The sequence below is a fragment of the Leifsonia sp. L25 genome (assembly GCF_050632895.1).
In genome coordinates, this window is record NZ_JBODRZ010000003.1 from 2209181 (window position 1) to 2231885 (window position 22705).

Sequence of the window (22705 nt, forward strand, 5' to 3'; positions counted from 1 at the left end):
GGGAGCGTTGGACAAAAGGATCATCCTGATCTATTTTGTTCTGTGGCAGGACGACGGGGTCCTCAGGCGCTCGGCCCAGGCTCACCCCGTTCCGCCGTCGTATCCCTACACGTTGAAGGAGTACCTGTGTCAGAGCAGAGGCCAACCACCGGGAGCACTCTCGGACTCGAGGTGCGGTCCATCGATTACGTCCCGCATCACGAGCGTCACGGCAAGGTGTGGCACATCGGCCCGCTGTGGTTCATGTCCAACGCGCAGATCGCGACCCTCGCGGTCGGTGTGGTGAGCATCGCGGCCGGCGGGAACCTGATCTGGTCGATCATCGCCATCGTCCTCGGGCTGCTGGTCGGCACGATCTTCATGGCCGCGCACTCGTCGCAGGGTCCGCAGCTCGGCCTGCCGCAGATGATCCAGTCGCGCCCGCAGTTCGGCTACATCGGCGCGCTGCTGGTGTGGCTCTTCGCGTTCCTGCAGTATGCCGGCTTCAACGTCTTCAACACGGTCCTCGCCGGTGACTCGCTCACCGGGGCGATCCACGTCGGGCACGGCGCGGATGCGTTCTGGTTCTGGCTGGTCACCGTCGTCTGCGCGGCGGTCGCCCTCTTCGGCTACGACCTCATCCACAAGGTCGAGCGGTACCTCACCTACGTCACCGTGGTCGTGCTCGCCCTGCTCACGTTCGCGGCACTGGTCCACCTGCACCTCCCGGCCGGCTCGTTCGACATCGCGCACTTCAACGCGCTGGCCTTCTTCTCGCAGTTCGGCGTCGTCGCGGGGTACCAGATCTCGTGGGCGATCTACGTCTCCGACTACTCGCGCTACCTCCCGGCCGACACCCCGCCGAAGACGACGTTCCGGTGGACGTTCTGGGGCAGCGCCATCGGCGGCGCATGGATGATCCTGCTCGGCGCCTACCTGGCCGCCGCGGTCAAGGACTTCAACGCCAGCGACCCGGTGGCGGCGATCCGGGATGTCGCCGACGGTCTCTTTCCCGGCTTCGGCATCATCGCCCTGCTGGTCATCGCGTTCGGTCTGATGGCGGTCATCATCCTCAACATGTACGGCGGGTCGCTGACGCTGATCTCCTCGATCGACAGCATCCGCAAGGTGCGGCCGACCCTGAGGGTCCGCGTGATCACGGTGGGCATCACCGCGGTCATCTCCGGCGTGCTCTCCCTCTACGCCTCCAGCGACTTCGCCGCCGTCTTCGCGGACTTCCTCCTGCTGGTGCTGTACTTCTTCATCCCGTGGACGGCGATCAACCTGACCGACTACTTCATCGTGCGCAAGGGGCACTACGCGATCGGTGAGATCTTCAAGCCGCACGGCATCTACAAGCGCTGGGGCTGGGCCGGGATCGTCTCGTACCTGGTCGCCTTCGCGTGCATGATCCCGTTCTTCAGCATCGGCACGTTCTTCACCGGGGCCATCGCACAGCGCATGGGCGGCGTCGACATCTCGCTGTTCATCGGACTGCCCGTCGGCGGTGCGCTCTACTGGCTCTTCACCCGCAACCTCGACCTCGCCGCGGAGCGCGCGCTGGCCGAGCAGCAGTCGGCCGACCTCGAGAACGCGGCCCCGGAGGGCGACGACCTCGCCGGCGTCATCCTCGACTGAGGCCCGGAGCGGCTCGCGCCGGACGTCCGATCAGCGGTCGGCGTCCGGCGCAGCCGTTCGCGCTCCGTCCTCGCCCGCCGCGGCGATGCCCACGAACATGGAGCGATGGAGGGTCTGGACATGCGCCTCCATGATCGACACCGCAGCCACCGGGTCGTGGCGGCGGAGGGCGTCGACGACCTCCGCGTGCTCGGCGTTGACGCGGTGGAGATAGGCCACCGGGTACGGCAGGAAGTACTCGTACAGGGCGTACAGCGTCGTGCTGTAGTGCGGGAGGGCCCAGGGCAGGCCGCTCGCCCGTGCGATGGCCAGATGGAGCGCTTCGTCGGCCGAGTGGTAGCCGCTCCAGTCCTCTGCGCGCCCCGCCTGCTCGACGTAGCGGTCGAGCTCGGCGAGCTGGGCGTCGCTGATGACGAGCGCCGCGTGATGGACGACGGCGCACTCGAGCAGCGTCCGGCGGTCGATCAGCTCGTGCACCTTCGCCGCGTCGTCCAGGTAGGCGCCGACGGCCGAGACGGCGGAGGCCGCGGAGCGCTCCGCCACGAAGGTGCCGCCCGCCCGGCCTCGGCGCCGGGCCAGGAGGCCGTCGTCGGCGAGGCTCTCCAGCGCCCGGCGGGCGGTGATGTCGCTCACCCCGAGCGCTTCGGCCACCTGGCGGTAGGTGGGCAGGCGATCTCCTCGGGCGAGGAGGCCCAGCTCGATCGCGAGCGCGATGCGGGCCCGCACCGTCTCCAGCGCGCTCAGGCGCGTGATGCCCGCGACGGCCGGGTCCACGAGAGCCGCCACGGCGGTTCCGGCACCTTCGCCCGCGCCTGTATCGTCCTTCCCCGACGTCATGCGGTCCACCCTAGCGGCCGGCGCTGGACATAAGCGATCATAATGATCTATTTTTGCTGTGAGCAGTCGACGAACGAAGGAGTGAGGACGATGGCACGAACCCTGCAGATCGTGGGAGTCCAGGCGCCGCCGCTGCCGATCGGGACTGCGCTCGAGGTGTTCGCGGACGATGTGCGCTCGATCTCCGCCTCGACCGCGGACGGCCACCCGGACGGGGCTGCGCGACTCGTCGTCTACCCCGAGCTGCACCTCTTCGGTCCCGAGCGCGTCGCCCCGGCAGACCGCAACCAGCTGCTCGACGCTTCCGCCGTCGCGCTGGACTCGCCGCTGATCGCCGGGCTCGGCGACATCGCGCGGGAGGCGGGCGTCTGGCTCGTCCCCGGCAGCGTGTGCGAGCGCGGACCCGCCGGCGAGCTCTTCAACACGGCGCTCGTCTTCTCGCCGACGGGCGAGCTGACCGCGCGCTACCGCAAGATCTTCCCGTGGCGGCCCTTCGAGCCGTACGTCCCCGGCGGCGAGTTCGTCGTCTTCGACATTCCCGGCACCGGACGCCTCGGGCTTTCCATCTGCTACGACGCCTGGTTTCCGGAGGTCACCCGGCACCTCGCCTGGATGGGCGCCGAAGCCGTCGTCAACGTCGTCAAGACCACCACCCCCGACCGCGCCCAGGAGGTCGTGCTCGCCCAGGCCAACTCGATCGTCAACCAGACCTTCACCGTGAGCGTCAACTGCGCCGGCCCGATCGGCGAGGGCCGCAGCCTCATCGTGGACCCCGAGGGCGCGGTCCTCGCAGCCGCTTCGGGCGCCGACCCGGCGATCCTCGTCGAGACGATCGACCTGGACGCCGTCACCCGCGTGCGCGGGTCCGGCACCGCCGGCTCCAATCGCATGTGGGCCCAGTTCGAGCCGACGGACGCGCCTCTCGAGCTGCCGCTCTACTCCGGCCGCATCGACCCGGCACGCTGGGCGCCGTCCGCCGCCGTCGTCGGGAACGCGACCCGCTGAGACCGACGTATGCTTGTCCGCGGCCGTCCGGGCCCCGCGATCCGGCCGAGAGAGGAGAGACTGTGCGCATCACCCTCGCGCAGATCGACTCCGACGACGACATCCAGCGCAACCTCGGGCTCGTCCGCACGGCCGCGGAGGCGGCAGCCGCGGACGGCGCGGAGCTTGTGGTCTTCCCCGAGTACACGATGTACGAGAAGCGCGCCGTCGACGCGTCCTTCGCGACCGCGGCCCAGCCCCTCGACGGGCCGTTCGTGTCGGCGCTCGCGGAGCTGGCCGCCACCGTGGGCATCGCGATCGTCGCAGGTATCGTCGAGAAGACGGACGACGACCCGAGACCGCACAATACGCTGATCGCGGTCGACGCGACCGGGTCGGTCATCGCCCGCTACCGCAAGCTCCACCTGTTCGACTCGTTCGGCTTCCGCGAGTCGGAGTGGATCGCGCCCGGCGACTCCCTCGACCCTGTCGTCTTCGAGGTCGGTGGCCTGACCTTCGGACTGATGACCTGCTACGACCTCCGCTTCCCCGAACTGGGCCGCCGCCTCGCAGACGCCGGCGCGCAGGTGGTCCTGGCCTGCTCCTCCTGGGTTCCCGGCCCAGGCAAGGTCGACCAGTGGCGCACCCTGGCGAAGGCCCGCGCCATCGAGAACACCTGCTTCGTCGCCGCGATCTCGCAGGCCTCCACGATCTCGATCGGCACGAGCCTCCTGTCCGACCCGTTCGGCGCTGTCGTCGGGGAACTCGGCGACAGCCCGGCGCTGGCGACCGTCGAGGTGGCCGCAGCGGACGTCGATGCCGCGCGCACGCGGAATCCGGCGCTTCAGCAGCGGCGGTACGCGTAGAGCTCCTGCTCGCTTCACGAAGCGTAACGAGAGCTACGCCCGGCCGGCCCTGGCCGCATATCCTGCCTCAGATCACACCGACCGGCGATGACGAGATGAGGCGCAGTGTCCGATCGAGAAACCGAGCGAAGGCGGGCCCTGGTCTTCTTCGTGGGGCTCAGCGCGAGCCTCATCCTGGTCGCCGTCGCGAGTCTGACGCTCTCGCCGGCGTCTGCGGCCCCGGGGGTCATGGTGTCCGCGCTGATCCTGCTGGGCGGCGCGGCCTACGGCTTGGTCGCGTCGATCGTGCTCCTGGCCCGGGGGCGTGGCGTGGCGACAGGTGACGAACCCACGCCGGCGTCGGACAGGGCGGAGAAGTAGCGATTCCGCGCGATGGCGACGAGTTCCCAGTCGGTCATCCGGTCGTGGCGGAGCAGCGGCTCCGTGACGATGTCGGCGGCCGACTTCTGGACGAGCTGATGGAAGTATCCCGGGGCGAGCAGGTAGCTGGCGGCGACCACTCGTCCGGAGCCTTCGGGCGCAGCCCTGCCGACCGCGATGTCGAGGGGCGGCTGCGCGGCGCTGAGGAAGCCGACGGTCACCGGGCGATGGCACGCGACGCCGAGCAGCAGCCCTGCTGCCAACCCGTCGTCGACGCCCGCGCGATCGCTCGATCCGGCGGCGGCGAGCACGATCCGGTCGTCCCGGCCCAGGCCGGCCTCGTGCAGCCGTCGCCGGAGGATCTCGGCGAGCCGCGGATCGGGGCCGAGTGCGGGCGCGACGATGACACGCTCGCCGAACGGCGCCGCGGCCTCCGGGAGGTCGTGGCCGAGGTGGTAGCCGCGGGACAGCAGCAGCGGCACGATCACGATCGTCGCGTCGGCCGGAAGAGCCGCCAGCGCGGACGGGACGTCGGGCTGTTGCACATCGACGAACGCGTGGGCGGCGACATCCGCGTCCACGGCATCGTGGACCGACTCGGCGAAGCGCGAGACCGCCCGCTGGCCCTGCGGGTCGGAGGTGCCGTGCGACACGGTGAGAATGGCGATCATGCGGGCTCCGGTGGTCGGGGGACGGCGAGGCGGAGGCACCTCGACCGGGCCCGTCCAGGATGCCTGAGGAGCCGTTCGCGATTTCTGGATTACGTCCATTTATTACCGCCGCCCTTCCGTCGCGTCTCGCATCCGGCCTAGGTTCCCTACTCGATCCGCCCCGCAGCGGAGGAGGGAATTCCCATGACGATCTCGGAACAGCACACCGCACGGACGGCCGTACGGCCGCGCCGCTCGGACGCCCGGCCGAACGGTCAGTGGGCGGTCGATGGCACGGCGCCTCTGAACGGCAACGAGGCCTGGAAGCAGGAGGACGGCGGCCTGGCCGTCCGCGAGCGCATCGTGCGCGTCTACGCCGACGGCGGCTTCGCCTCCATCGACCCGACCGACCTGCACGGCCGCTTCCGGTGGTGGGGGCTGTACACTCAGCGCAAGCCCGGCATCGACGGCGGCAAGACCGCGACGCTGGAGCCGCACGAGCTCGAGGACGAGTTCTTCATGCTGCGGGTCCGCATCGACGGCGGCCAGCTCACGACCGAGCAGCTGCGGACGATCGCGGGCATCTCGACCGAGTTCGGCCGCGACACTGCCGACCTGACCGACCGGCAGAACATCCAGCTGCACTGGATCCGGGTGGAGGACGTACCCGAGATCTGGCGGCGGCTGGAAGCGGTGGGCCTCAGCACGACGGAGGCCTGCGGCGACGTGCCGCGGGTGTTCCTCGGCTCGCCGGTGGCGGGCATCGCTGCGGACGAGCTGATCGACCCGACGCCGCTGATCGAGGAGATCGCCGAGCGGTTCCTCGGCGACCCGGAGCTGGCGAACCTGCCGCGCAAATTCAAGACCGCGATCAGCGGGCACCCGAGTCAGGACGTGGTCCACGAGATCAACGACGTGTCGTTCGTCGTGGTCGAGCATCCCGAACTCGGTGTCGGCTTCGACCTGTGGGTCGGCGGCGGCCTGTCGACGACGCCGCGGCTGGCGGAGCGGCTGGGCGCGTTCGTCCCGCCGGAGCAGGTGCCGGAGGTGTGGCACGGGGTCGTGCGGATCTTCCGCGACTACGGCTACCGGCGGCTGCGCAACAAGGCCCGCCTGAAGTTCCTCCTCGCCGACTGGGGGGTCGAGAAGTTCCGGCAGGTGCTGGAGGACGAGTACCTCGGCGAACCGCTCGCCGACGGCCCGGCGCCCGCCGCGCCGACGACCGCCGGCGACCACGTCGGCGTCCACCGGCAGAAGGACGGCCGCTACTTCATCGGCGTCACGCCGTTCGTCGGCCGTGTCTCCGGCACGAGCCTGGGTCAGCTCGCCGACCTCCTGGAGCGGCACGGCTCCACCCGGTTGCGGACGACGCCGCACCAGAAGATCCTCGCCCTCGACATCCCCGAGGCGAACGTCGAGCAGGCCGTCGCGGAGCTCGACGCGCTCGGGCTCACGGCCAAGCCGAGCGTGTTCCGCCGCGGCACGATTGCGTGCACGGGCATCGAGTTCTGCAAGCTCGCGATCGTGGAGACCAAGCTCACCGCGACCGCCGCCGTGCAGCAGTTGGAGGACCGGCTGGCGGGCCTCGACCTCCCGGCGCCGCTCAGCCTCCACGTCAACGGCTGCCCGAACTCCTGCGCCCGCATCCAGACCGCCGACATCGGGCTCAAAGGTCAGCTGCTCCCGGACGGGAACGGCGGCCAGGTGCCCGGCTTCCAGGTGCACCTGGGCGGCGGCCTCGCCTCCCGCGACCGCGACGAGGCAGGCCTGGGCCGCACCGTGCGCGGCCTCAAGGTGACCGCGGACGGGATCGCGGACTACGTCGAGCGCGTCGTCAAGCGCTTCCTGACCGACCGCACCGACACCGAGACGTTCGCCGAGTGGGCGCACCGGGCCGACGAGGAGGCGCTGCAGTGACCGCGACCAACCTGGGCAGCCTGCCCGCGCGACCCGCCGAGCTGCGGCCGGTCGATGAGCTCCGTGCGCTCGCGGAGCGCGGCGCGCGCGAGCTGGAAGGCGCGACCGCCGAGGAGATCGTGCGCTGGGTCGCCGACAACTTCGCCGTGGAGCGCACCGCCGTCGCGTGCTCGATGGCCGACGCCGTCCTCCCGCACGTCGTGGCGGCGGGGCTGCCGGGCGTCGACGTGCTGTTCCTCGACACCGGCTACCACTTCGTGGAGACGTACGTGACCCGCGACGAGGTCGCCCGCGCACTGGATGTGCGGGTGGTCGACGTGAAGCCGAAGCAGACGGTGGCCGAGCAGGACGCGGAGTTCGGCGCCGAGCTGTTCGCCCGCGACCCCAACCTGTGCTGCGCCCGCCGCAAGGTGGAGCCGTTGCAGCGCTCGCTGACCGGCTACGAACTCTGGTTCACCGGCGTGCGCCGCGAGGAGGCGCCCACCCGCACCGAGACCCCGTTCATCACCTGGGACGAGAAGAACGGCCTGGTGAAGGTCAACCCGCTCGCCGCCTGGACGTTCGACGAGCTGCTCGACTACGCCGCGGCGAACGCGGTGCCGATGAACCTGCTCCTGTCCAACGGGTACCCCTCGATCGGCTGCGAACCGTGCACCAAGCCGGTGGCCGAGGGGAGGACCCGCGCTCCGGTCGCTGGGCCGGGCTCGCCAAGACCGAATGCGGGTTGCACGAATGACCGACACCACCCTGACGTCCCCGCGCTCCCTCGACCTGATCGACCAGCTCGAGGCCGAGTCCATCCACATCATCCGGGAGGTCGTCGCCGAGTTCGAGCGGCCGGTGCTGCTGTTCTCCGGCGGCAAGGACTCCGTGCTCGTGCTGCACCTGGCGGCGAAGGCGTTCTGGCCGGCCCGCATCCCGTTCTCGCTGCTGCACGTGGACACGGGCCACAACTTCCCGGAGGTCCTCGACTTCCGCGACGCGACGGCCGAGCGATTCGGCATCCCGCTGGCCGTGGCCCGGGTGCAGGACTACATCGACGACGGCCGGCTCAGCGAGCGCGCCGACGGCACCCGCAACCCGCTGCAGACCGTCCCGCTGCTCGATGCGATCGAGGCCGGCCGGCACGACGCGGTCTTCGGCGGCGCGCGCCGCGACGAGGACAAGGCGCGGGCGAAGGAGCGCATCCTCTCGCTGCGCGACGGATTCGGCCAGTGGGATCCGCGCAACCAGCGCCCCGAGCTGTGGAGCCTCTACAACGGCCGCCACACGCCCGGCCAGCACGTGCGGGCGTTCCCGATCAGCAACTGGACCGAGCTCGACGTCTGGCGCTACATCGAGCGCGAGGGCATCGAGCTGCCGCCGCTGTACTACGCGCACGAACGCGGCGTGTTCGCCCGCGATGGGATGTGGCGCGCGGTCGGCCCGGTCTCGCCCGCCGACCGCGGCGAGACCGTCGAGCAGCGACTGGTGCGCTACCGCACGGTCGGCGACATGAGCTGCACGGGCGCGGTCGAGTCCGACGCGCGCGACGTCGCCGCGGTGGTGCGGGAGGTCGCGGCCTCCACCCTCAGCGAGCGCGGCGCGACCCGCGCCGACGACCGCATCTCCGAAGCCGCGATGGAAGACCGGAAACGGCAGGGATACTTCTGATGACTCTTCTCGACGACGACACCCGCGCGGCGCTCCCCGCCCCGGCGGCCGGCGCTGCGACCCGCGGCACCCTGTTCCGCTTCGCGACAGCCGGCTCGGTCGACGACGGCAAGTCGACCCTGGTCGGCAGGCTGCTGCACGACTCGAAAGCGATCCTCGCGGACCACCTCGCCGCGGTCGAGCGCACCTCCCGGGAGCGCGGCTTCGGCGGCGAGGCCGGCGGGCTCGACCTCGCCCTCCTCACCGACGGCCTGCGCGCCGAGCGCGAGCAGGGCATCACGATCGACGTCGCCTACCGGTACTTCGCCACCGACGCCCGCTCGTTCATCCTCGCCGACTGCCCGGGCCACGTGCAGTACACCCGCAACATGGTCACCGGCGCGACCACCGCCGACGCGGTCGTGCTGCTGGTGGATGCCCGCAACGGCGTGCTGGAGCAGACCCGCCGCCACCTCGCGGTCATCAGCCTGCTGCGCGTGCCGCACGTGATCGTGGCGATCAACAAGATCGACCTGGTCGGCTTCGACGCCGACCGGGTGCGGCAGGTGACGGAAGAGCTGGCCGAGGTGACCGACGAGCTCGGCATCCGCGACCTCCACGTCGTGCCGGTCTGCGCGGTCGACGGGGACAACGTCGCCGACCGCTCGGCGCGCACGCCCTGGTACGACGGACCGGCGCTGCTCGAACTGCTGGAGGCGCTGCCGAGCACCGACCAGCTCGAGACGCCGGCGGAGGACCTCCGCCTCCCCGTGCAGCTGGTGCTGCGGCCCCAGGGCGCGCTGGCACCGGGTCTCGACGCGACCGAGTACCGCGACTACCGCTCGGCCGCCGGACGGATCGCCTCGGGAACCGTCGCCGTCGGCGACCGGGTGAGCGTGCTGCCCGGCGGCGCGACCTCGGTCGTGACCCGCATCGACGTCGCCGGCCGCAGCGTGGAGTCTGCGGTGGCGCCGCAGTCCGTCGCGGTCAGCCTCGCCGACGACCTCGACCTCGCCCGCGGCGCCCTCATCGGAACCGCAGCCACCCTCCCGGAGCCACGGTCGGCGCTCACCGCGGAGGTGTTCTGGCTGGACCCGTCCCGCGGCGTCCCCGGAGCCCGGCTGCTGCTGAAGTGGGGGACCGCGACCGTCCAGGCCCGGCTCACCGGGATCGAAGGCCGCCGCGACCTCACCACCCTCCGGATCGTCCCGGCCGACGCGCTCGACGTCAACGACATCGGCCACGTCACCCTCCAGCTCGCGGAGGCGCTGCCGGTGGAGCCGTACGCGGCCAACCGCGACACGGGCGCGTTCCTGCTCATCGACCCCCAGTCCGGTGCGACGCTCGCCGCCGGCATCGTCTCCTGAAGAAGGGGTTCCCCGTGCAAACACCGCTCCGCACCATCGCAGTCCTCGCGCTCGCCGCTGCCACCGCCGCCCTGACCGGCTGCGCGGCTTCCGCGGCCGGCGCCGACCCCGCCCCGGCGAAGGCGATCCGTGTCGGCTACTTCGACAACGTCACGCACGCCCCGGCGCTGATCGGCATCCACGACGGACTGCTGCAGAAGGCGCTCGGCACGACCGAGCTCCAGACCAAGCAGTTCAGCGCAGGCCCCGCCGAGATCGAGGCGCTCAGCGCCGGCGCGATCGACGCCGCGTACATCGGCCCGAGCCCGGCGATCAACTCGTACCTGAAGAGCGGCGGCCAGTCTCTGACGATCGTCTCCGGGGTCGCCACGGGAGGCGCCGCCCTCGTGGTCACGAGCGACATCACCTCGGCCGGCCAGCTCAAGGGGAAGACGATCGCGACCCCCCAGCTCGGCAACACGCAGGACGTGGCGCTGCGCTACTGGCTGACCAAGCAGGGCCTCCACACGTCGCTGACCGGCGGGGGCGACGTCACCGTCTCGCCGACCGACAACGCACAGGCGCTGACCCTGTTCCAGGCCGGGAAGATCGACGGCGCGTGGGTACCCGAGCCGTGGGTGTCCCGGTTCGTGCTCGACGGGAACGCGTCCGTGCTGGTCGACGAGGCGTCGCTCTGGCCGGGCGGGACGTTCCCGACCACGGTGCTCGCCGTCTCGACCGCGTTCCTGAAGGCGCACCCGCAGACGGTGAAAGCGCTCGTCCAGGGCAACGCCGACGCCGTCGACGCCCTGAAGGATCCGGCCACGGTCGGCAACGACATCAACGCGCAGCTCAAGGCCGACACCGGCAAGGAGCTGCCGGAGGGGTGCTCGTGCGGGCGCTGGACCACGTCAGCTTCGCCACCGACCCGGATGCGACGGCGTTCCCGACGCTCGTCCAGCACGCGAGCACGGTCGGGCTGGCCACCAAGGGCTCGCTGAAGGGCCTGTTCGACCTCACCGCCCTCAACGCGGTCCGCAGCGCGGCCGGGCAGCCGGCCGCCTCCGCCGGCGGACTGGGGCGATGACATGGACGACCTCGACCGCGCCGCCGTCGCCCTCGCGGGAGTGAGCAAGCGCTTCGGCGCGCACGCTCCCGTCGTGCTCGACGGGGTGGACCTGCGCATCGGCGACGGCGAGTTCGTCTGCCTGCTCGGGGCGTCCGGGTGCGGCAAGTCGACCATCCTGAACCTGATCGCCGGGCTCGACCGGCCGACCGCAGGCGAGATCGTGGTGCCGAGCGGGCCGGTCGCGATGATGTTCCAGGATGCCGCCCTGCTGCCGTGGCTGACCGCCCGCCGCAACGTCGAACTGGCCCTCGACCTCGGCGGCCTCCCGCGCGACCGGCGCCGTGCCCGCGTCGACGAGCTCCTGGAACTGGTCTCGCTCACGCACGCCGCCGACCGCCGCCCGCACGAGCTCTCCGGCGGGATGCGGCAGCGCGTCGCCCTCGCCCGGGCGCTCGCGCAGGACCGGCACGTGCTGCTGATGGACGAGCCGTTCGCCGCCGTCGACGCGATCACCCGCGACCTGCTCCATGGGGAGCTGGAGCGGATCTGGCGACAGACCGGCCGCACCATCGTCTTCGTCACCCACAACGTGCGGGAGGCGCTACGCCTCGGGCAGCGGATCGTGCTGCTGAGCTCGCGACCGGGCCGTGTGGCCGCCGAGTGGGCGGTGCCCGGCGACGTACGCGCCGGGGCCGACCCGGTGGAGACCGCCCGCCTGGACGACGAGATCACCCGCCGGCTGCGAGAGGAGCTGATCCGCAATGCCGCCTGAAGCCACTGCGTCGACGACAATCGAGCCGATTCGCGCTCTGAGCGAGACGTCCGAGCTGCGCGCCCTGGAGGCCGGGCTCGACTCCTCCAGACCGCTCCGGATGCCGCGCCACGCCGGGCACGCCGCATCGCCAGAGCCGTCCTCCCGACCACGGTCTTCGTGCTCGCCGCACTGATCGCCTGGCAGCTCTACACCGTGATCGCCCACCCGCGACCCGATCTCCATCCGGGGCCGGCCGACGTTCTCAACGCGCTCGGCAGCGCGGCGAGTTCCGGCCACCTCGCCACGGCCATCGGGACCAGCCTCGGCCGCGGCGGCTTCGGGTTCCTGCTCGCGATCCTGATCGCCACCCCGCTCGGCCTGCTGCTGGCCGAGGTGCGCTGGCTGCGCCGTGCCGTCGGCCCGATCCTCTCCGGCCTCCAGGTGCTGCCGTCGGTGGCCTGGGTTCCCGCCGCGATCATCTGGTTCGGCCTCACCGATGCAGCGATCTACTTCGTGGTCCTGCTCGGCGCCGTCCCCTCGATCGTCAACGGTCTCCTCGCCGGGATCGACCAGGTGCCCCCGCAACTGCGTCGCGTCGGCGTCATCCTCGGCGCGAACCGCCGCCAGCAGCAGACCCGGATCCTCTTCCCGGCCGCGCTGCCCGGCTACATCGCGGGACTCCGGCAGGGCTGGGCCTTCGCGTGGCGGTCGCTCATGGCCGCCGAGATCATCGCCGGCTCGCTCGGCTTCGGGCTCGGCTCCATGCTCGAGCAGAGCCGGGAGCTCGCCGACCTGCCGACCGTGCTCGCCACCATCCTGACGATCCTGGTCGTCGGGATCGTGGTCGAGCTGGCCCTCTTCGCACCGATCGAGCGGACGCTGCTGCGCCGCCGCGGCCTGACAGGAGCTACCCGATGAACACACAGGCACAGGGCTCCGTCGCCCTGGTGGGCGGCGGTCCCGGTCACCCCGACCTGATCACCGTCCGCGGGCGGCAACTGCTCACCGCGGCGGACGTCGTCATCGCCGACCGACTCGGCCCGCGCGCGTTGCTGGACGACCTCGGCCCCGACACCGAGGTCATCGACGTCGGCAAGCAGCCGCACCACCACCCGGTCCCGCAGTCGCGGATCAACGAGCTCCTGGTCGAGCACGCCCGCGCGGGCAAGCGCGTCGTCCGCCTCAAAGGCGGCGACCCGTTCGTCTTCGGCCGTGGCGGCGAGGAGGCCGAGTTCTGCCGCGCCGCCGGCATCCCGGTGGAGGTCGTGCCCGGGGTGACCAGCGCCATCGCCGTCCCGTCCATCGCCGGCATCCCGGTCACCCACCGCGGTGTCGCCGCCGGGTTCACCGTGCTGTCCGCGCACACCGACATCGACGAGGTTCCCGGCGGACCCGAGCACACGGTCGTCCTCCTGATGGGCGTCTCCGGGCTCGCGGCCACCGCGGCGACCCTGGCCGCCGGCCGCCGCGGCGCGGACTGCCCGGTCGCCATCGTCGAGGACGGCTACGGCGACGGCCAGCGCGTCACCATCGGCACGCTCAGCACCATCGCCGCCGACGCCGCCGCGCGCGGTGTGCGCTCGCCCGCCGTGATCGTCGTCGGCGACGTCGTCCGGCTGGCCGACCCCGACCTCCTCCCCATCCCTGCAGCACAGCACCGCACCGTATAGAGAGGCACACCTCATGACCCGACCGTTCCGCGTCGCCGTCGTCGGCGCCGGACCCGCCGGAATCTACGCCGGCAACATCCTGCGCACCCGCGCCGCCGAGGCCGGCATCGACGCCCGGATCGACCTGTTCGAGTTGCTCCCGGCTCCGTACGGGCTCATCCGCTACGGAGTCGCCCCCGACCACCCGCGGATCAAGGGCATCGTGACGTCCCTGCACGACATGCTCGCCGACGGCTCGGTGCGCCTGATCGGCAACGTGGAGGTCGGCGCCGACATCACCGTGGACGAGCTCCAGTCGCTCTACCACGCGGTGATCTTCGCCACCGGCGCCCAGCGCGACGCGATCGTCGACCTCCCCGGGCTCGACCTGCCCGGCAGCTTCGGCGCCGCCGACTTCGTGTCCTGGTACGACGGCCACCCCGACGTGCCCCGGCACTGGCCGCTCGACGCGACGCAGCTCGCCGTGCTCGGCAACGGAAACGTCGCGCTCGACGTCGCCCGCGTACTCGCCAAGCACCCGGCCGATCTGCTGAGCACCGACATCCCGGACAACGTGCACGCCGGCCTGCTCTCCTCGCCCGTCGAGGATGTGCACGTCTTCGGCCGCCGCGGCCCGGAGGACATCAAGTTCACACCGATCGAGCTGCGCGAGCTCGGCGAGGTCCCCGGCGTCGACATCGTGCTGTACGAGGAGGACTTCGACCGCGCAGCCGAGGCGACGAATGCCGACGTGACGACCGGCGAGCGGCGCGCGGCAGGGAACCAGGCGAAGGTGATGGCCCGCATCCTCCAGTCGTGGCGCGACCGGGAGCCCACGGGCGCGCCCCGCCGCCTGCACCTGCACTTCTGGCATCGGCCGGTCGAGCTGCTCGGCGAGGAGGCCGTCACCGGCATCCGCTTCGAGCGCACCGAACCCGACGGGCAGGGCGGCATCCGCGGCTCCGGCGAGTTCCTCGACTACGACGTGCAGGCCGTCTACCGGGCGGTCGGCTATCGCGGCACCCCGGTGCGGGACGTGCCGTTCGACGACACCGCCGGCGTCATCCCGAACGACGGCGGCCGCGTCCTCGACGGCGGCGTGCCCGTGGTCGGGTTGTACACCACCGGCTGGATCAAGCGCGGCCCGGTCGGCCTGATCGGCCACACCAAGGGCGACGCCGGGGAGACCATCGAGAAGCTTCTCGAGGATCACGACGCCCTGGCCGACGCCGCGCGCCCCGGTGAGGAGGCCGTGCTCGACTTCCTGGAGTCCCGCGGCGTCCGCTACACCACCTGGGAGGGCTGGCTCGCCCTCGACGCGCACGAGCGAGCGCTCGGCGACGGCTTCGCCGGCGACGTCGTGCGCGAGCGCGTCAAGGTCGTGCCGCGCGAGGAGCAGGTCGCGATCTCCAACCGCGAAGTGATCGTCCGATGACGTATGTGATCGCGCTGCCCTGCGTGGACGTGAAGGACCGCGCCTGCATCGACGAGTGTCCGGTCGACTGCATCTACGAGGGCGAGCGCTCCCTCTACATCAACGTCGAGGAGTGCGTCGACTGCGGAGCGTGCGAGCCGGTCTGCCCGGTCGAGGCGATCTACTACGAGGACGACCTCCCCGACGAGTGGGCCGACTACCACGCTGCGAACGTCGAGTTCTTCAGCGAGCTCGGCAACCCCGGCGGTGCCGCGAAGGTCGGGCCGCAGCCGTATGACCACCCGCTGATCGCCGCGCTGCCGCCGCAGACCGGGTCGCCGCAGACCGAGTGGTCGCAGACCGAATCGTCGCGGGAGGGCGTCGCGCATGCCTGACGTCGTCGTCATCGGAGGCGGCCCCGCCGGATTGTCCGCCACCCTCAACCTCGCGCGCGCCCTGGTGGACGTCGTCCTGGTGGACGCCAGTCGCCCGCGCAACTCGGCCACCCTCCGCTCGCACGGCTTCCTCACCCGCGACGGCATTCGCCCCACCGAACTGCGCTCGCTGGCGAAGGCCGAGCTCTCCGCCTATGAGAATGTCGAACACCTGGAGCGCCGGGTTGTGACCTCCGTTCGGAAGGACGGGGACAGGTTCCTCGTCGAGATCCCCGGCCGAGCACCCAGCGAGCTCCGCACGGTCTCAGCCGCCGCGGTTCTCCTCACCACCGGCCTGACCGAGACCCTCCCGGCGCTGCCCAGCATCCGCTCCTATTACGGGATGAGCGTCTTCAGCTGCGTCGCCTGCGACGCGTGGGACCTCCGAGGCAGACCGCTCGCGCTCATCGGCGAAACACCCGATCTCGCGCGCCGCGCGATCCACCTCGCCCGCTGGACCACCGACCTCACCGTCTTCACCAACGGCGCACCGGTGGTCACCGCCGCCGAGGGTGCAGCACTGAGCGAGCGGGGGATCAGGCTCGAGCGGACCGCGGTCACGGATCTCGAGGGGGAGCGGGGCGCTGTCCGCTCCGTGCTGTTGGAGGACGGTCGGTCGGTTCCTGTCGAGGGCGGCTTCGTGCGTCCGAAGTGGTCGGTCCCAGCAGGCTTCCTCGACGACATTCGTCCCGGCACGTCAGCAGATGGCTTCGTCACGACCGACGACGGCGGGCGGACCACGGTCGCGGGGCTGTATGCCGCGGGAGACGTGGCCGCGCCGGGGCCGCAGCAGATGATCATCGCTGCCGGCGACGGTGCACGTGTCGCCGCTGCCATCGTCGGAGACCTTCACTTCGCTGGGGAGGATCCGTCCGCTTCCGCCGGTCGGTTTCACGCGTGTCACAGTTCCTAGATTGGCTAGATTTCGGACGGCCCCCGAGTTAAGCTCGGTACAGCGCCGAAGGAGCGCTCAAACACCCGCATCGCTCGTCGAGGCTGCAACCTCGCGAACGTCTTCGACTCGAAAAGATCCACATTTTGGGTATGTATCTTGTGAGTTTGGCCGGCCGTCGTTTCGCCGTGTCTGACGCTGAGATCGCGGTACTGCGCGGACGGCTCACGGATGCTGCGCGATCCGGCGGAGATTTTGTGATCTTCAACGTTCGCGGGGAGACGGTAGAGGTGATGGTGACCCCGGGGTTGCCGGTCTTTGTCGAGCGACTACCCGACCCGGAAATGGACGATTCCCATGATTTGGCTGCAGCCGGGGCCTCGCTTGCGGAGTCCGTCGTCCCGCCGACGGACGATTTCGACGAGTGGGGAATCTAGCCGCAGTCGCCCGGCCTTCACCGTGAGGAGTGGAGCGGGAGACCCCGACGGCCGGCTGAACGTCGCGACTTGAACCGGTGAGGGTCCTCGGGTCGTCCGACTTCGGGCCGACGATTTGCATCCGGCCTTCGGCCGTTATTTAATCTGCGTATGGATGCAGATAAGCCGATTTGCGGTCGCTTGCCCGACAGCCAGTATGTGGAGCTCGCGGTTGAGGTGTTCGGGATGCTTGCCGACGCCACCCGGGTGAGGATAGTCCTGGCTCTGAAGGATGCAGGCGAGCTGTCGGTGAACCACCTTGCCGACATCCTCGACAAGCAGCCGTCGGCGGTGTCCCAGCATCTGGCGAAGCTGCGTCTGGCTCGGATCGTCTCGACCAGACAGGACGGGCAGCGCGTGTTCTACCGGCTGGAGAACGAGCACGCCAGCCGCCTCGTGACGGATGCGATCTTCCAGGCCGAGCACTCTCTGGGTGGTACCCCGCGGCACCATCATGTGGAGGCAGCAGCAACGGAGGCGGCGGCAGTGGAGGAGGCACACGCATGAGCGGGATCCACACCCACGAGCACGACGAGCACCCGCACTCCCATGACGAGCACGGTCACGGCCACGAGCATCCTCACGACCACGACCACGACCATGACCATGACCATGACCATGACCATGACCATGACCACGGCCACGACCACGACCACGACCACGGGCATTCCCATCCGCACGGTGGCGTGAAGGGCTTTCTCTACGATCTCTTCGTCCCGCACACCCATGACGCCGCAGACTCGGTCGACGACGCCTTGGAAGCCAGCAAGGCCGGCGTAACCGCGGTGAAAGTGTCGATGTTCATTCTGCTGGGCACGACCCTGCTGCAGCTCGGCTTCGTCTTCTTCACCGGGTCCGTCGCGCTGTTGGCCGACACCATCCACAACTTCGCGGATGCACTGACGGCGGTGCCGCTGTGGATCGCGTTCGTGCTCGGCCGCCGGCTCGCCACGCGCCGTTACACCTTCGGTTATGGCCGCGCCGAAGACCTGGCCGGCCTGTTCATCGTCTTCGTGGTGGCCCTCTCCGCAGTCGTCGCCGGGTGGGAGGCGATCGACCGGTTCATCCACCCGCACCCCGTGCAGAACGCCTGGTGGCTGATCGCCGCCGGGGTCATCGGGTTCGCGGGCAACGAGCTCGTGGCGATCTACCGGATCCGCGTCGGGCGGAAGATCGGCTCGGCAGCGCTGGTCGCCGACGGTGTGCACGCCCGACTCGACGGGATCACATCGCTCTCGGTCGTGCTGGGTGCGATCGGGGTCCTGCTCGGCTTCCCGATCGCCGACCCGATCATCGGTCTGCTGATCGCGATCTCGATCCTGATCCTGCTGTGGGGCACCGTGAAGTCCGTCGGCGCCCGCCTCATGGACGCTGTGGACCCGCACCTGATCGAGCGGGTCGAGCACGGCCTGGAGCACACCGAGGGCGTCACCGGCATCCGCACCGTGAAACTGCGCTGGGTCGGCCACCGCCTCCTCGGCTCGGCCGTCGTGACCACCGACGCTGCAACCCTCCATGACGCCACCCATGTGGCGGAGCGCGCGTCCGAGCGGGTGCGTGGCGACCTGCGCAACCTGGACGATTTCGTCGTGACGCCCGTCGCGGCCGACCACTGACCGAACCGAAGACCACCCCGAAGGAAGAAGCCACCATGTCCGTTGTGAAGATCAATGCCATCCACGTCCCCGCTGAGCGCGGCGCCGACCTCGAGGCCCGGTTCGCCGGCCGGGCGCACGACGTCGACCAGCACATCGGCTTCGAGAGCTTCCAGCTCCTGCGCCCGGTGAAGGGCGAAGACCGTTACTTCGTCGTCAGCACCTGGGCCGACGAGGAGGCTTACCAGGCGTGGCGCGAAGGCCAGTCGGGCATGACCCACGGGGGGACGAACCCGGTCGCGACCGGCGCCGACCTGCTCGAATTCGAAGTCGTCGACCTCTGAGACGACATAACCCCGGCGCTCTCCAGCGGATGACCGAAGGAATCGAACGATGACCGATCTCGCCCCTGACGAACGTGCGCTTCTCCGCACCGGTTTCACCCTGGAGTGGATCACGCTGGCCTGGAATGTCGTCGGCGTCATCGTGCTCGCCGTGCTCGCCGTGTCATCCGCCTCCGTCGCCCTCGCCGGATTCGGGCTCGACTCGCTCATCGAGATCGGCGCCAGCGCCGTCGTGATCTGGGAGCTCTCAGGGACGGGAGAACACCGGCAGAGGGTCGCCCTCCGTTTGATCGGCGCGGCTTTCGTCGGTCTCGCCGGTTACCTCCTCATCCAGACCGCCGCCGCTCTCTTCACCGGTCACCGCCCCGACGGCAGCGTGGGCGGAATCATCTGGACCGGCATCACGGCGATCACCATGTTCGTCCTCGCGGCGCTCAAGGCGCGAACCGGGCGCGCGCTCCGAAACCCGGTGCTCCAGAAAGAGGGCCGGGTGACCATGATCGACGGGCTGCTGGCCTGCGCGGTGCTGCTCGGCGTCCTGCTGAACACCGTCTTCGGGTGGTGGTGGGCCGATTCGGCCGCGACCCTGGTCATCGTCTACTACGCGATCCGCGAGGCGGTTGAGATCTTCCGCGAGACTGCGGCCGGGTAGACGCCTGTTCGCCCGAGTCAATCACGCCCGCGTGCTTGCAGCGTCGGCCTCACCGAGGTGAACGACCACGCCCCTCGGCGACGCCGTTTCGCTCACCGTCTTCACGAGAGCGTCATGAAGAGCTTCTGGAGCTCCTCGACGGTCATCGGGTCGGAGGTGTCGTCGGGGTCGGTGAGGCACTTCTGCATGGCGGTGGAGATGATCTGGAAGCCTGCCTTGTCGAGCGCGCTGGACACGGCGGCAAGCTGGATGACGACGTCGCGGCATTTGCCGCCGTTCTCGACGGCGGCGATGACGGCGTTCAGCTGGCCCTGTGCGCGGCGCAGCCGGTTGAGGACGGGTTTGATGTCGGCGGTGGTGGTGGCCACGGTGGTCTTCTTTCTCATGATGCCGGCGCGGGGTGAGCGTGTCGCGGTACCCGCCAGGGTATCCCGTCGGGTCAGGCGCGCGCCTTGGCCGCGGTCAGTTCGGCCGGATCGATAGCGCGGATCCGCCCGATCAGGTCCTCGAGGTCCGGCGCGGCGAGCGCTCCCGGCTGGGAGAACACGAGGACCCCGTCGCGGAATGCCATGAGCGTGGGGATCGAGGTGATCCCCGCGGCAGCGGCGAGCTCCTGCTCGGCCTCGGTGTCGACTTTGCCGAACACGATGTCGGGGTGCTGCTCGGATGCCGTCTCGAACACGGGGGCGAACATGCGGCAGGGTCCGCACCAGGCCGCCCAGAAGTCGAGCAGGACGATGCCGTTCTGCTCGATCCGGCTCTTGAGCGTGGCGGCGGTGACGGTGACGGTGCTCATGGTCAGCGGCGTCCGAAGAGCCGGCCGAAGAATCCGCCGCCGGAAGCGGCCGCCTTCTCGGCATCGGTGTGGTTGCCGTTGCACCACTGGTTGGCGGGGACGCGGCGGCGCACGTCAGCGACGTGCTGGCCGCAGCCGCTCCAGGTGGTCTTTCCGCAGACTTTGCAGGTGGCGGGGTAGCACATGGATGTGGACTCTCTTTCCAGGGTTCGATGTTCCGGGGTTCGATGGAGGGCGATTCGGTATACCCCCTCCGTATAGTACGATACCGGGGAGGGTATAACAAAACCATCCTCGGGAGGAACGAACCATGAAGACCGTGATCGTCGGTGGAGTCGCCGGAGGAATGTCCGCAGCGACCCGGCTGCGCCGGCTCGACGAGTCCGCGGAAATCGTGGTCTTCGAGCGCGGCCCCTACGTCTCGTACGCGAACTGCGGGCTGCCGTACTACGTCGGCGGAGTGATCACGGATCGCTCATCGCTGCTGCTGCAGACGCCGCAGTCGCTCGCGGCGCGCTTCCGGCTGGATGTGCGCACCGGGCACGAGGTGATCAGCGTCGACCCCGTTGCGCGCACGGTGTCGGTGCTCGACCTGGCCGCGGGCGACACATTCATCGAGAGCTACGACGAGCTGATCCTCGCCGTGGGTGCATCCGCCCGGGAGGCCGCCGGGCACCCCGGAATCCCCACCCACACCCTGCGCACAGTGGAGGACGTGGATGCGATCGGCGTGCTCGTTCAGGCCGCCGCGGACCACCCGTCGGCGCTCGTCGTCGGGGGCGGGTTCATCGGGCTCGAGGCCGTCGAGAACCTGGTGCGCCGCGGCATCCACGTGACCCTCGTCCAGCGTTCGTCGCAGATCCTCACTCCGCTGGACCCGGAGATGGTGGCACCTCTGGAGGCGCAGCTGCGCAGCCACGGCATCGACGTGCGCACCTCGGTCACCATCGACTCGGTCGACGCGGGCACCGTGCTGCTCAGCGACGGTGCCAGGCTGCGCCCGGACTTCATCGTCGACGCTTCCGGTGTCGTACCCGGCGTCGACCTCGCCCGCTCCGCCGGGCTGCGGGTCGGGCCGACCGGCGGGATCGCCGTCGACCCCTCCAACCGCACTTCCGACCCGCACATCTACGCCGTCGGCGACGGCGTCGAGAAGGTCGATGCGCTCTCCGGCGAAGAGGCGCTGGTGACGATGGCCGGGCTCGCCAACCGTCACGGCCGCTCCGTCGCCGACGTGATCGCGGGCCGCGACGAGCGGAACACGCCGGCCCTGGGCACCGCCATCGTCAAGGTGTTCGACACCGTCGCCGCGAAGGTCGGCTGGAGCGAGCGTCAGCTCGCAGCCGTCGGGCGGGACTATCGCGCCATCCACACCCACCCCACCTCGCATGCGACCTATTACCCGGGTGCCAGCCCCATGTCGATGAAACTGCTGGTCGACCCGGCGACCGACGCGATCCTCGGCGCGCAGGTCGTCGGCGGGGAGGGCGTCGACAAGCGCATCGATGTGATCTCCGTCGCCATGGCCGGTGGCATCACCGCCGCAGGCCTGGCCCGGCTGGAGCTCGCGTACGCCCCGCAGTTCGGTTCGGCGAAGGACCCGATCAACCAGCTCGGCTACGTTGCCGACAACCTCCGCACCGGCGCCACCCGCACCATCCAATGGCACGAGCTCGACTTCGTGCTGGAGGCCGGCGCGACCCTGATCGACGTCCGGACGCCGCGCGAGCACGCCGCCGGCGCCATCCCGGGCGCGCTCAACATCCCGGTCGACGAACTGCGCGACCGGCTCGCCGAACTGCCCGACGGGCCGCTCGTCGTGCACTGTCCGGTGGGACAGCGCGGCCACACCGCCGCGCGCATCCTCGCCCAGCACGGCCGTGACGTCGTCAACCTCGACGGAGGCTATCGCACCTGGGCCGGGGGGACGTCAGCCGCAGGCGGCGCCGCCTCCCGGGAGAACAGCGCGAGGCAGAGCAGCACGCTGAGGACGAACATCGCCGCCACCGCGAGCGCGTAGAGCGCGTAAGTCCCGGCGACCACGACGAGCGGCCATCCCTCGGCGGCGGTCCTCCCGGAGGCGAGCCCGGTGACGGCGGCGAGCACGTCGACCAGTGCCAGCAGCAGTGCGGTCGCACCGAAGGCGATGCTCACGACCATGCGTCTCCACTGCGCGATCAGCGAGGCGGCGACAAGAGCGGCCCCGCCGGCCACGACGAGCGGGAAGAGCTCGCCGGGCATCAGATAGTCGAGGCGGAGGCCTCGTCCGGCCGCGAGGAACGCGAGCGCGAACAAGATCGGTGCGGCCAGCGGCAGTCCGGTCAGCACGGCGCCGAGCACGGCGAGCGAGCGTGCCAGCACGGGATGCCGGCTGCGGCCCGTCGGGGAGCCTCCGTGTGGTTCATGACGAGACATGACCCC

The 22705-nt window shown here is 70.4% G+C and carries 26 protein-coding genes and 1 pseudogene; 21 read left to right on the forward strand and 6 right to left on the reverse strand.

Annotated elements, in window-relative coordinates; translation table 11 throughout:
• Positions 1-126: 126 nt before the first annotated feature.
• The gene (locus tag ACRAWC_RS15025) at positions 127-1617 is read left to right on the forward strand and encodes a purine-cytosine permease family protein (protein WP_431348452.1); all 1491 of its coding nucleotides are present in this window, start codon (positions 127-129) and stop codon (positions 1615-1617) included.
• A gap of 30 nt (positions 1618-1647) precedes the next feature.
• Here the strand turns inward: ACRAWC_RS15025 and ACRAWC_RS15030 are convergent, their stop codons facing one another.
• Positions 1648-2403, reverse strand: a complete 756-nt coding sequence (locus tag ACRAWC_RS15030; RefSeq protein WP_431348453.1) for a FadR/GntR family transcriptional regulator — start codon at positions 2401-2403, stop codon at positions 1648-1650.
• Between the two features lie 141 nt (positions 2404-2544).
• On the opposite strand from ACRAWC_RS15030, the gene ACRAWC_RS15035 reads away from it, so the two are divergent.
• Together ACRAWC_RS15035 and ACRAWC_RS15040 are read left to right on the forward strand one after the other, a co-directional pair.
• The gene (locus ACRAWC_RS15035; protein WP_431348454.1) at positions 2545-3459 is read left to right on the forward strand and encodes a carbon-nitrogen hydrolase family protein; all 915 of its coding nucleotides are present in this window, start codon (positions 2545-2547) and stop codon (positions 3457-3459) included.
• Positions 3460-3521: 62 nt separating this feature from the next.
• Complete coding sequence (locus ACRAWC_RS15040) at positions 3522-4304, forward strand: carbon-nitrogen hydrolase family protein (RefSeq protein ID WP_431348455.1); 783 nt, start codon at positions 3522-3524, stop codon at positions 4302-4304.
• A 263-nt stretch (positions 4305-4567) separates the two neighbouring features.
• Here ACRAWC_RS15040 and ACRAWC_RS15045 read toward each other — a convergent pair whose 3' ends face one another.
• Positions 4568-5335, reverse strand: a complete 768-nt coding sequence (locus tag ACRAWC_RS15045; RefSeq protein WP_431348456.1) for a sirohydrochlorin chelatase — start codon at positions 5333-5335, stop codon at positions 4568-4570.
• A gap of 183 nt (positions 5336-5518) precedes the next feature.
• On the opposite strand from ACRAWC_RS15045, the gene ACRAWC_RS15050 reads away from it, so the two are divergent.
• From ACRAWC_RS15050 to ACRAWC_RS15130, 17 genes and pseudogenes are all read left to right on the forward strand, one after another.
• The gene (locus ACRAWC_RS15050) at positions 5519-7231 is read left to right on the forward strand and encodes a nitrite/sulfite reductase (protein WP_431348457.1); all 1713 of its coding nucleotides are present in this window, start codon (positions 5519-5521) and stop codon (positions 7229-7231) included.
• Positions 7228-7967: pseudogene (locus tag ACRAWC_RS15055) on the forward strand (phosphoadenylyl-sulfate reductase). The gene ACRAWC_RS15050 and the pseudogene ACRAWC_RS15055 overlap by 4 nt, the downstream one beginning before the upstream one ends.
• Positions 7964-8884 (forward strand): sulfate adenylyltransferase subunit CysD, encoded by a 921-nt coding sequence (gene cysD / locus ACRAWC_RS15060; protein WP_431348458.1) that lies wholly within the window; start codon positions 7964-7966, stop codon positions 8882-8884. Before ACRAWC_RS15055 ends, cysD begins: the two are co-directional and overlap by 4 nt.
• Entirely contained in the window at positions 8884-10230 is a 1347-nt protein-coding gene (locus ACRAWC_RS15065; protein ID WP_431348459.1) for a sulfate adenylyltransferase subunit 1, read from the forward strand. The genes cysD and ACRAWC_RS15065 overlap by 1 nt, the downstream gene beginning before the upstream one ends.
• Before the next feature lie 14 nt (positions 10231-10244).
• Positions 10245-11210 (forward strand): ABC transporter substrate-binding protein, encoded by a 966-nt coding sequence (locus ACRAWC_RS15070; protein WP_431348460.1) that lies wholly within the window; start codon positions 10245-10247, stop codon positions 11208-11210.
• An 87-nt stretch (positions 11211-11297) separates the two neighbouring features.
• On the forward strand, positions 11298-12050 hold the full coding sequence (locus tag ACRAWC_RS15075; protein WP_431348461.1) for an ABC transporter ATP-binding protein: 753 nt from the start codon (positions 11298-11300) through the stop codon (positions 12048-12050).
• A 159-nt stretch (positions 12051-12209) separates the two neighbouring features.
• On the forward strand, positions 12210-12950 hold the full coding sequence (locus tag ACRAWC_RS15080; protein ID WP_431348462.1) for an ABC transporter permease: 741 nt from the start codon (positions 12210-12212) through the stop codon (positions 12948-12950).
• The gene (gene cobA / locus ACRAWC_RS15085; protein WP_431348463.1) at positions 12947-13702 is read left to right on the forward strand and encodes a uroporphyrinogen-III C-methyltransferase; all 756 of its coding nucleotides are present in this window, start codon (positions 12947-12949) and stop codon (positions 13700-13702) included. Before ACRAWC_RS15080 ends, cobA begins: the two co-directional genes overlap by 4 nt.
• Before the next feature lie 13 nt (positions 13703-13715).
• Positions 13716-15116: an FAD-dependent oxidoreductase gene (locus ACRAWC_RS15090; protein ID WP_431348464.1), complete on the forward strand. Its 1401-nt coding sequence runs from the start codon at positions 13716-13718 to the stop codon at positions 15114-15116.
• A complete protein-coding gene (gene fdxA / locus ACRAWC_RS15095; RefSeq protein WP_431348465.1) occupies positions 15113-15490 on the forward strand; it encodes a ferredoxin in 378 nt (125 codons plus the stop codon). The genes ACRAWC_RS15090 and fdxA overlap by 4 nt, the downstream gene beginning before the upstream one ends.
• Positions 15483-16442 carry an NAD(P)/FAD-dependent oxidoreductase gene (locus tag ACRAWC_RS15100; RefSeq protein WP_431348466.1) on the forward strand — a complete coding sequence of 320 codons (960 nt, stop codon included), beginning with the start codon at positions 15483-15485 and terminating at the stop codon, positions 16440-16442. Before fdxA ends, ACRAWC_RS15100 begins: the two co-directional genes overlap by 8 nt.
• 131 nt (positions 16443-16573) lie before the next feature.
• Positions 16574-16858: a hypothetical protein gene (locus ACRAWC_RS15105; RefSeq protein ID WP_431348467.1), complete on the forward strand. Its 285-nt coding sequence runs from the start codon at positions 16574-16576 to the stop codon at positions 16856-16858.
• A gap of 150 nt (positions 16859-17008) precedes the next feature.
• A complete protein-coding gene (locus ACRAWC_RS15110; RefSeq protein ID WP_431348468.1) occupies positions 17009-17404 on the forward strand; it encodes an ArsR/SmtB family transcription factor in 396 nt (131 codons plus the stop codon).
• A 42-nt stretch (positions 17405-17446) separates the two neighbouring features.
• Entirely contained in the window at positions 17447-17587 is a 141-nt protein-coding gene (locus tag ACRAWC_RS15115) for a hypothetical protein (protein ID WP_431348469.1), read from the forward strand.
• Positions 17584-18513 (forward strand): cation diffusion facilitator family transporter, encoded by a 930-nt coding sequence (locus ACRAWC_RS15120; RefSeq protein ID WP_431348470.1) that lies wholly within the window; start codon positions 17584-17586, stop codon positions 18511-18513. The genes ACRAWC_RS15115 and ACRAWC_RS15120 overlap by 4 nt, the downstream gene beginning before the upstream one ends.
• Before the next feature lie 35 nt (positions 18514-18548).
• On the forward strand, positions 18549-18836 hold the full coding sequence (locus ACRAWC_RS15125) for an antibiotic biosynthesis monooxygenase family protein (protein ID WP_431348471.1): 288 nt from the start codon (positions 18549-18551) through the stop codon (positions 18834-18836).
• Positions 18837-18885: 49 nt separating this feature from the next.
• Positions 18886-19488, forward strand: coding sequence for a cation transporter (locus ACRAWC_RS15130; RefSeq protein WP_431348472.1), 603 nt, complete (start codon positions 18886-18888; stop codon positions 19486-19488).
• Positions 19489-19589: 101 nt separating this feature from the next.
• On the opposite strand, the gene ACRAWC_RS15135 is transcribed toward ACRAWC_RS15130, so the two are convergent.
• The 3 genes from ACRAWC_RS15135 to ACRAWC_RS15145 form a co-directional block, all read right to left on the reverse strand.
• Positions 19590-19856 (reverse strand): metal-sensitive transcriptional regulator, encoded by a 267-nt coding sequence (locus ACRAWC_RS15135; protein ID WP_431348473.1) that lies wholly within the window; start codon positions 19854-19856, stop codon positions 19590-19592.
• A gap of 71 nt (positions 19857-19927) precedes the next feature.
• Positions 19928-20284, reverse strand: a complete 357-nt coding sequence (gene trxA / locus ACRAWC_RS15140) for a thioredoxin (RefSeq protein WP_431348474.1) — start codon at positions 20282-20284, stop codon at positions 19928-19930.
• Between the two features lie 2 nt (positions 20285-20286).
• On the reverse strand, positions 20287-20469 hold the full coding sequence (locus ACRAWC_RS15145) for a hypothetical protein (RefSeq protein ID WP_431348475.1): 183 nt from the start codon (positions 20467-20469) through the stop codon (positions 20287-20289).
• Positions 20470-20594: 125 nt separating this feature from the next.
• Here ACRAWC_RS15145 and ACRAWC_RS15150 point away from each other — a divergent pair, with 125 nt between their 5' ends.
• Positions 20595-22304 (forward strand): FAD-dependent oxidoreductase, encoded by a 1710-nt coding sequence (locus tag ACRAWC_RS15150; RefSeq protein ID WP_431348476.1) that lies wholly within the window; start codon positions 20595-20597, stop codon positions 22302-22304.
• Here ACRAWC_RS15150 and ACRAWC_RS15155 read toward each other — a convergent pair.
• Positions 22190-22699, reverse strand: a complete 510-nt coding sequence (locus tag ACRAWC_RS15155; protein ID WP_431348477.1) for a hypothetical protein — start codon at positions 22697-22699, stop codon at positions 22190-22192. The two genes, ACRAWC_RS15150 and ACRAWC_RS15155, sit on opposite strands and share 115 nt — an antisense overlap.
• Positions 22700-22705: the final 6 nt, after the last annotated feature.

Bases quoted from the DNA above. Each gene is read 5' to 3' on its own strand.
- ACRAWC_RS15150 (WP_431348476.1), top strand. From the start codon at position 20,595: ATGAAGACCGTGATCGTCGGTGGAGTCGCCGGAGGAATGTCCGCAGCG.
- ACRAWC_RS15050 (WP_431348457.1), top strand. From the start codon at position 5,519: ATGACGATCTCGGAACAGCACACCGCACGGACGGCCGTACGGCCGCGC.
- trxA (WP_431348474.1), bottom strand. From the start codon at position 20,284: ATGAGCACCGTCACCGTCACCGCCGCCACGCTCAAGAGCCGGATCGAG.
- ACRAWC_RS15100 (WP_431348466.1), top strand. From the start codon at position 15,483: ATGCCTGACGTCGTCGTCATCGGAGGCGGCCCCGCCGGATTGTCCGCC.
- ACRAWC_RS15130 (WP_431348472.1), top strand. From the start codon at position 18,886: ATGACCGATCTCGCCCCTGACGAACGTGCGCTTCTCCGCACCGGTTTC.
- ACRAWC_RS15105 (WP_431348467.1), top strand. From the start codon at position 16,574: ATGTATCTTGTGAGTTTGGCCGGCCGTCGTTTCGCCGTGTCTGACGCT.
- cobA (WP_431348463.1), top strand. From the start codon at position 12,947: ATGAACACACAGGCACAGGGCTCCGTCGCCCTGGTGGGCGGCGGTCCC.
- ACRAWC_RS15155 (WP_431348477.1), bottom strand. From the start codon at position 22,699: ATGTCTCGTCATGAACCACACGGAGGCTCCCCGACGGGCCGCAGCCGG.
- ACRAWC_RS15065 (WP_431348459.1), top strand. From the start codon at position 8,884: ATGACTCTTCTCGACGACGACACCCGCGCGGCGCTCCCCGCCCCGGCG.
- fdxA (WP_431348465.1), top strand. From the start codon at position 15,113: ATGACGTATGTGATCGCGCTGCCCTGCGTGGACGTGAAGGACCGCGCC.
- ACRAWC_RS15110 (WP_431348468.1), top strand. From the start codon at position 17,009: ATGGATGCAGATAAGCCGATTTGCGGTCGCTTGCCCGACAGCCAGTAT.
- ACRAWC_RS15090 (WP_431348464.1), top strand. From the start codon at position 13,716: ATGACCCGACCGTTCCGCGTCGCCGTCGTCGGCGCCGGACCCGCCGGA.
- ACRAWC_RS15125 (WP_431348471.1), top strand. From the start codon at position 18,549: ATGTCCGTTGTGAAGATCAATGCCATCCACGTCCCCGCTGAGCGCGGC.
- ACRAWC_RS15045 (WP_431348456.1), bottom strand. From the start codon at position 5,335: ATGATCGCCATTCTCACCGTGTCGCACGGCACCTCCGACCCGCAGGGC.
- ACRAWC_RS15075 (WP_431348461.1), top strand. From the start codon at position 11,298: ATGGACGACCTCGACCGCGCCGCCGTCGCCCTCGCGGGAGTGAGCAAG.
- ACRAWC_RS15035 (WP_431348454.1), top strand. From the start codon at position 2,545: ATGGCACGAACCCTGCAGATCGTGGGAGTCCAGGCGCCGCCGCTGCCG.
- ACRAWC_RS15115 (WP_431348469.1), top strand. From the start codon at position 17,447: ATGACGAGCACGGTCACGGCCACGAGCATCCTCACGACCACGACCACG.
- cysD (WP_431348458.1), top strand. From the start codon at position 7,964: ATGACCGACACCACCCTGACGTCCCCGCGCTCCCTCGACCTGATCGAC.
- ACRAWC_RS15145 (WP_431348475.1), bottom strand. From the start codon at position 20,469: ATGTGCTACCCCGCCACCTGCAAAGTCTGCGGAAAGACCACCTGGAGC.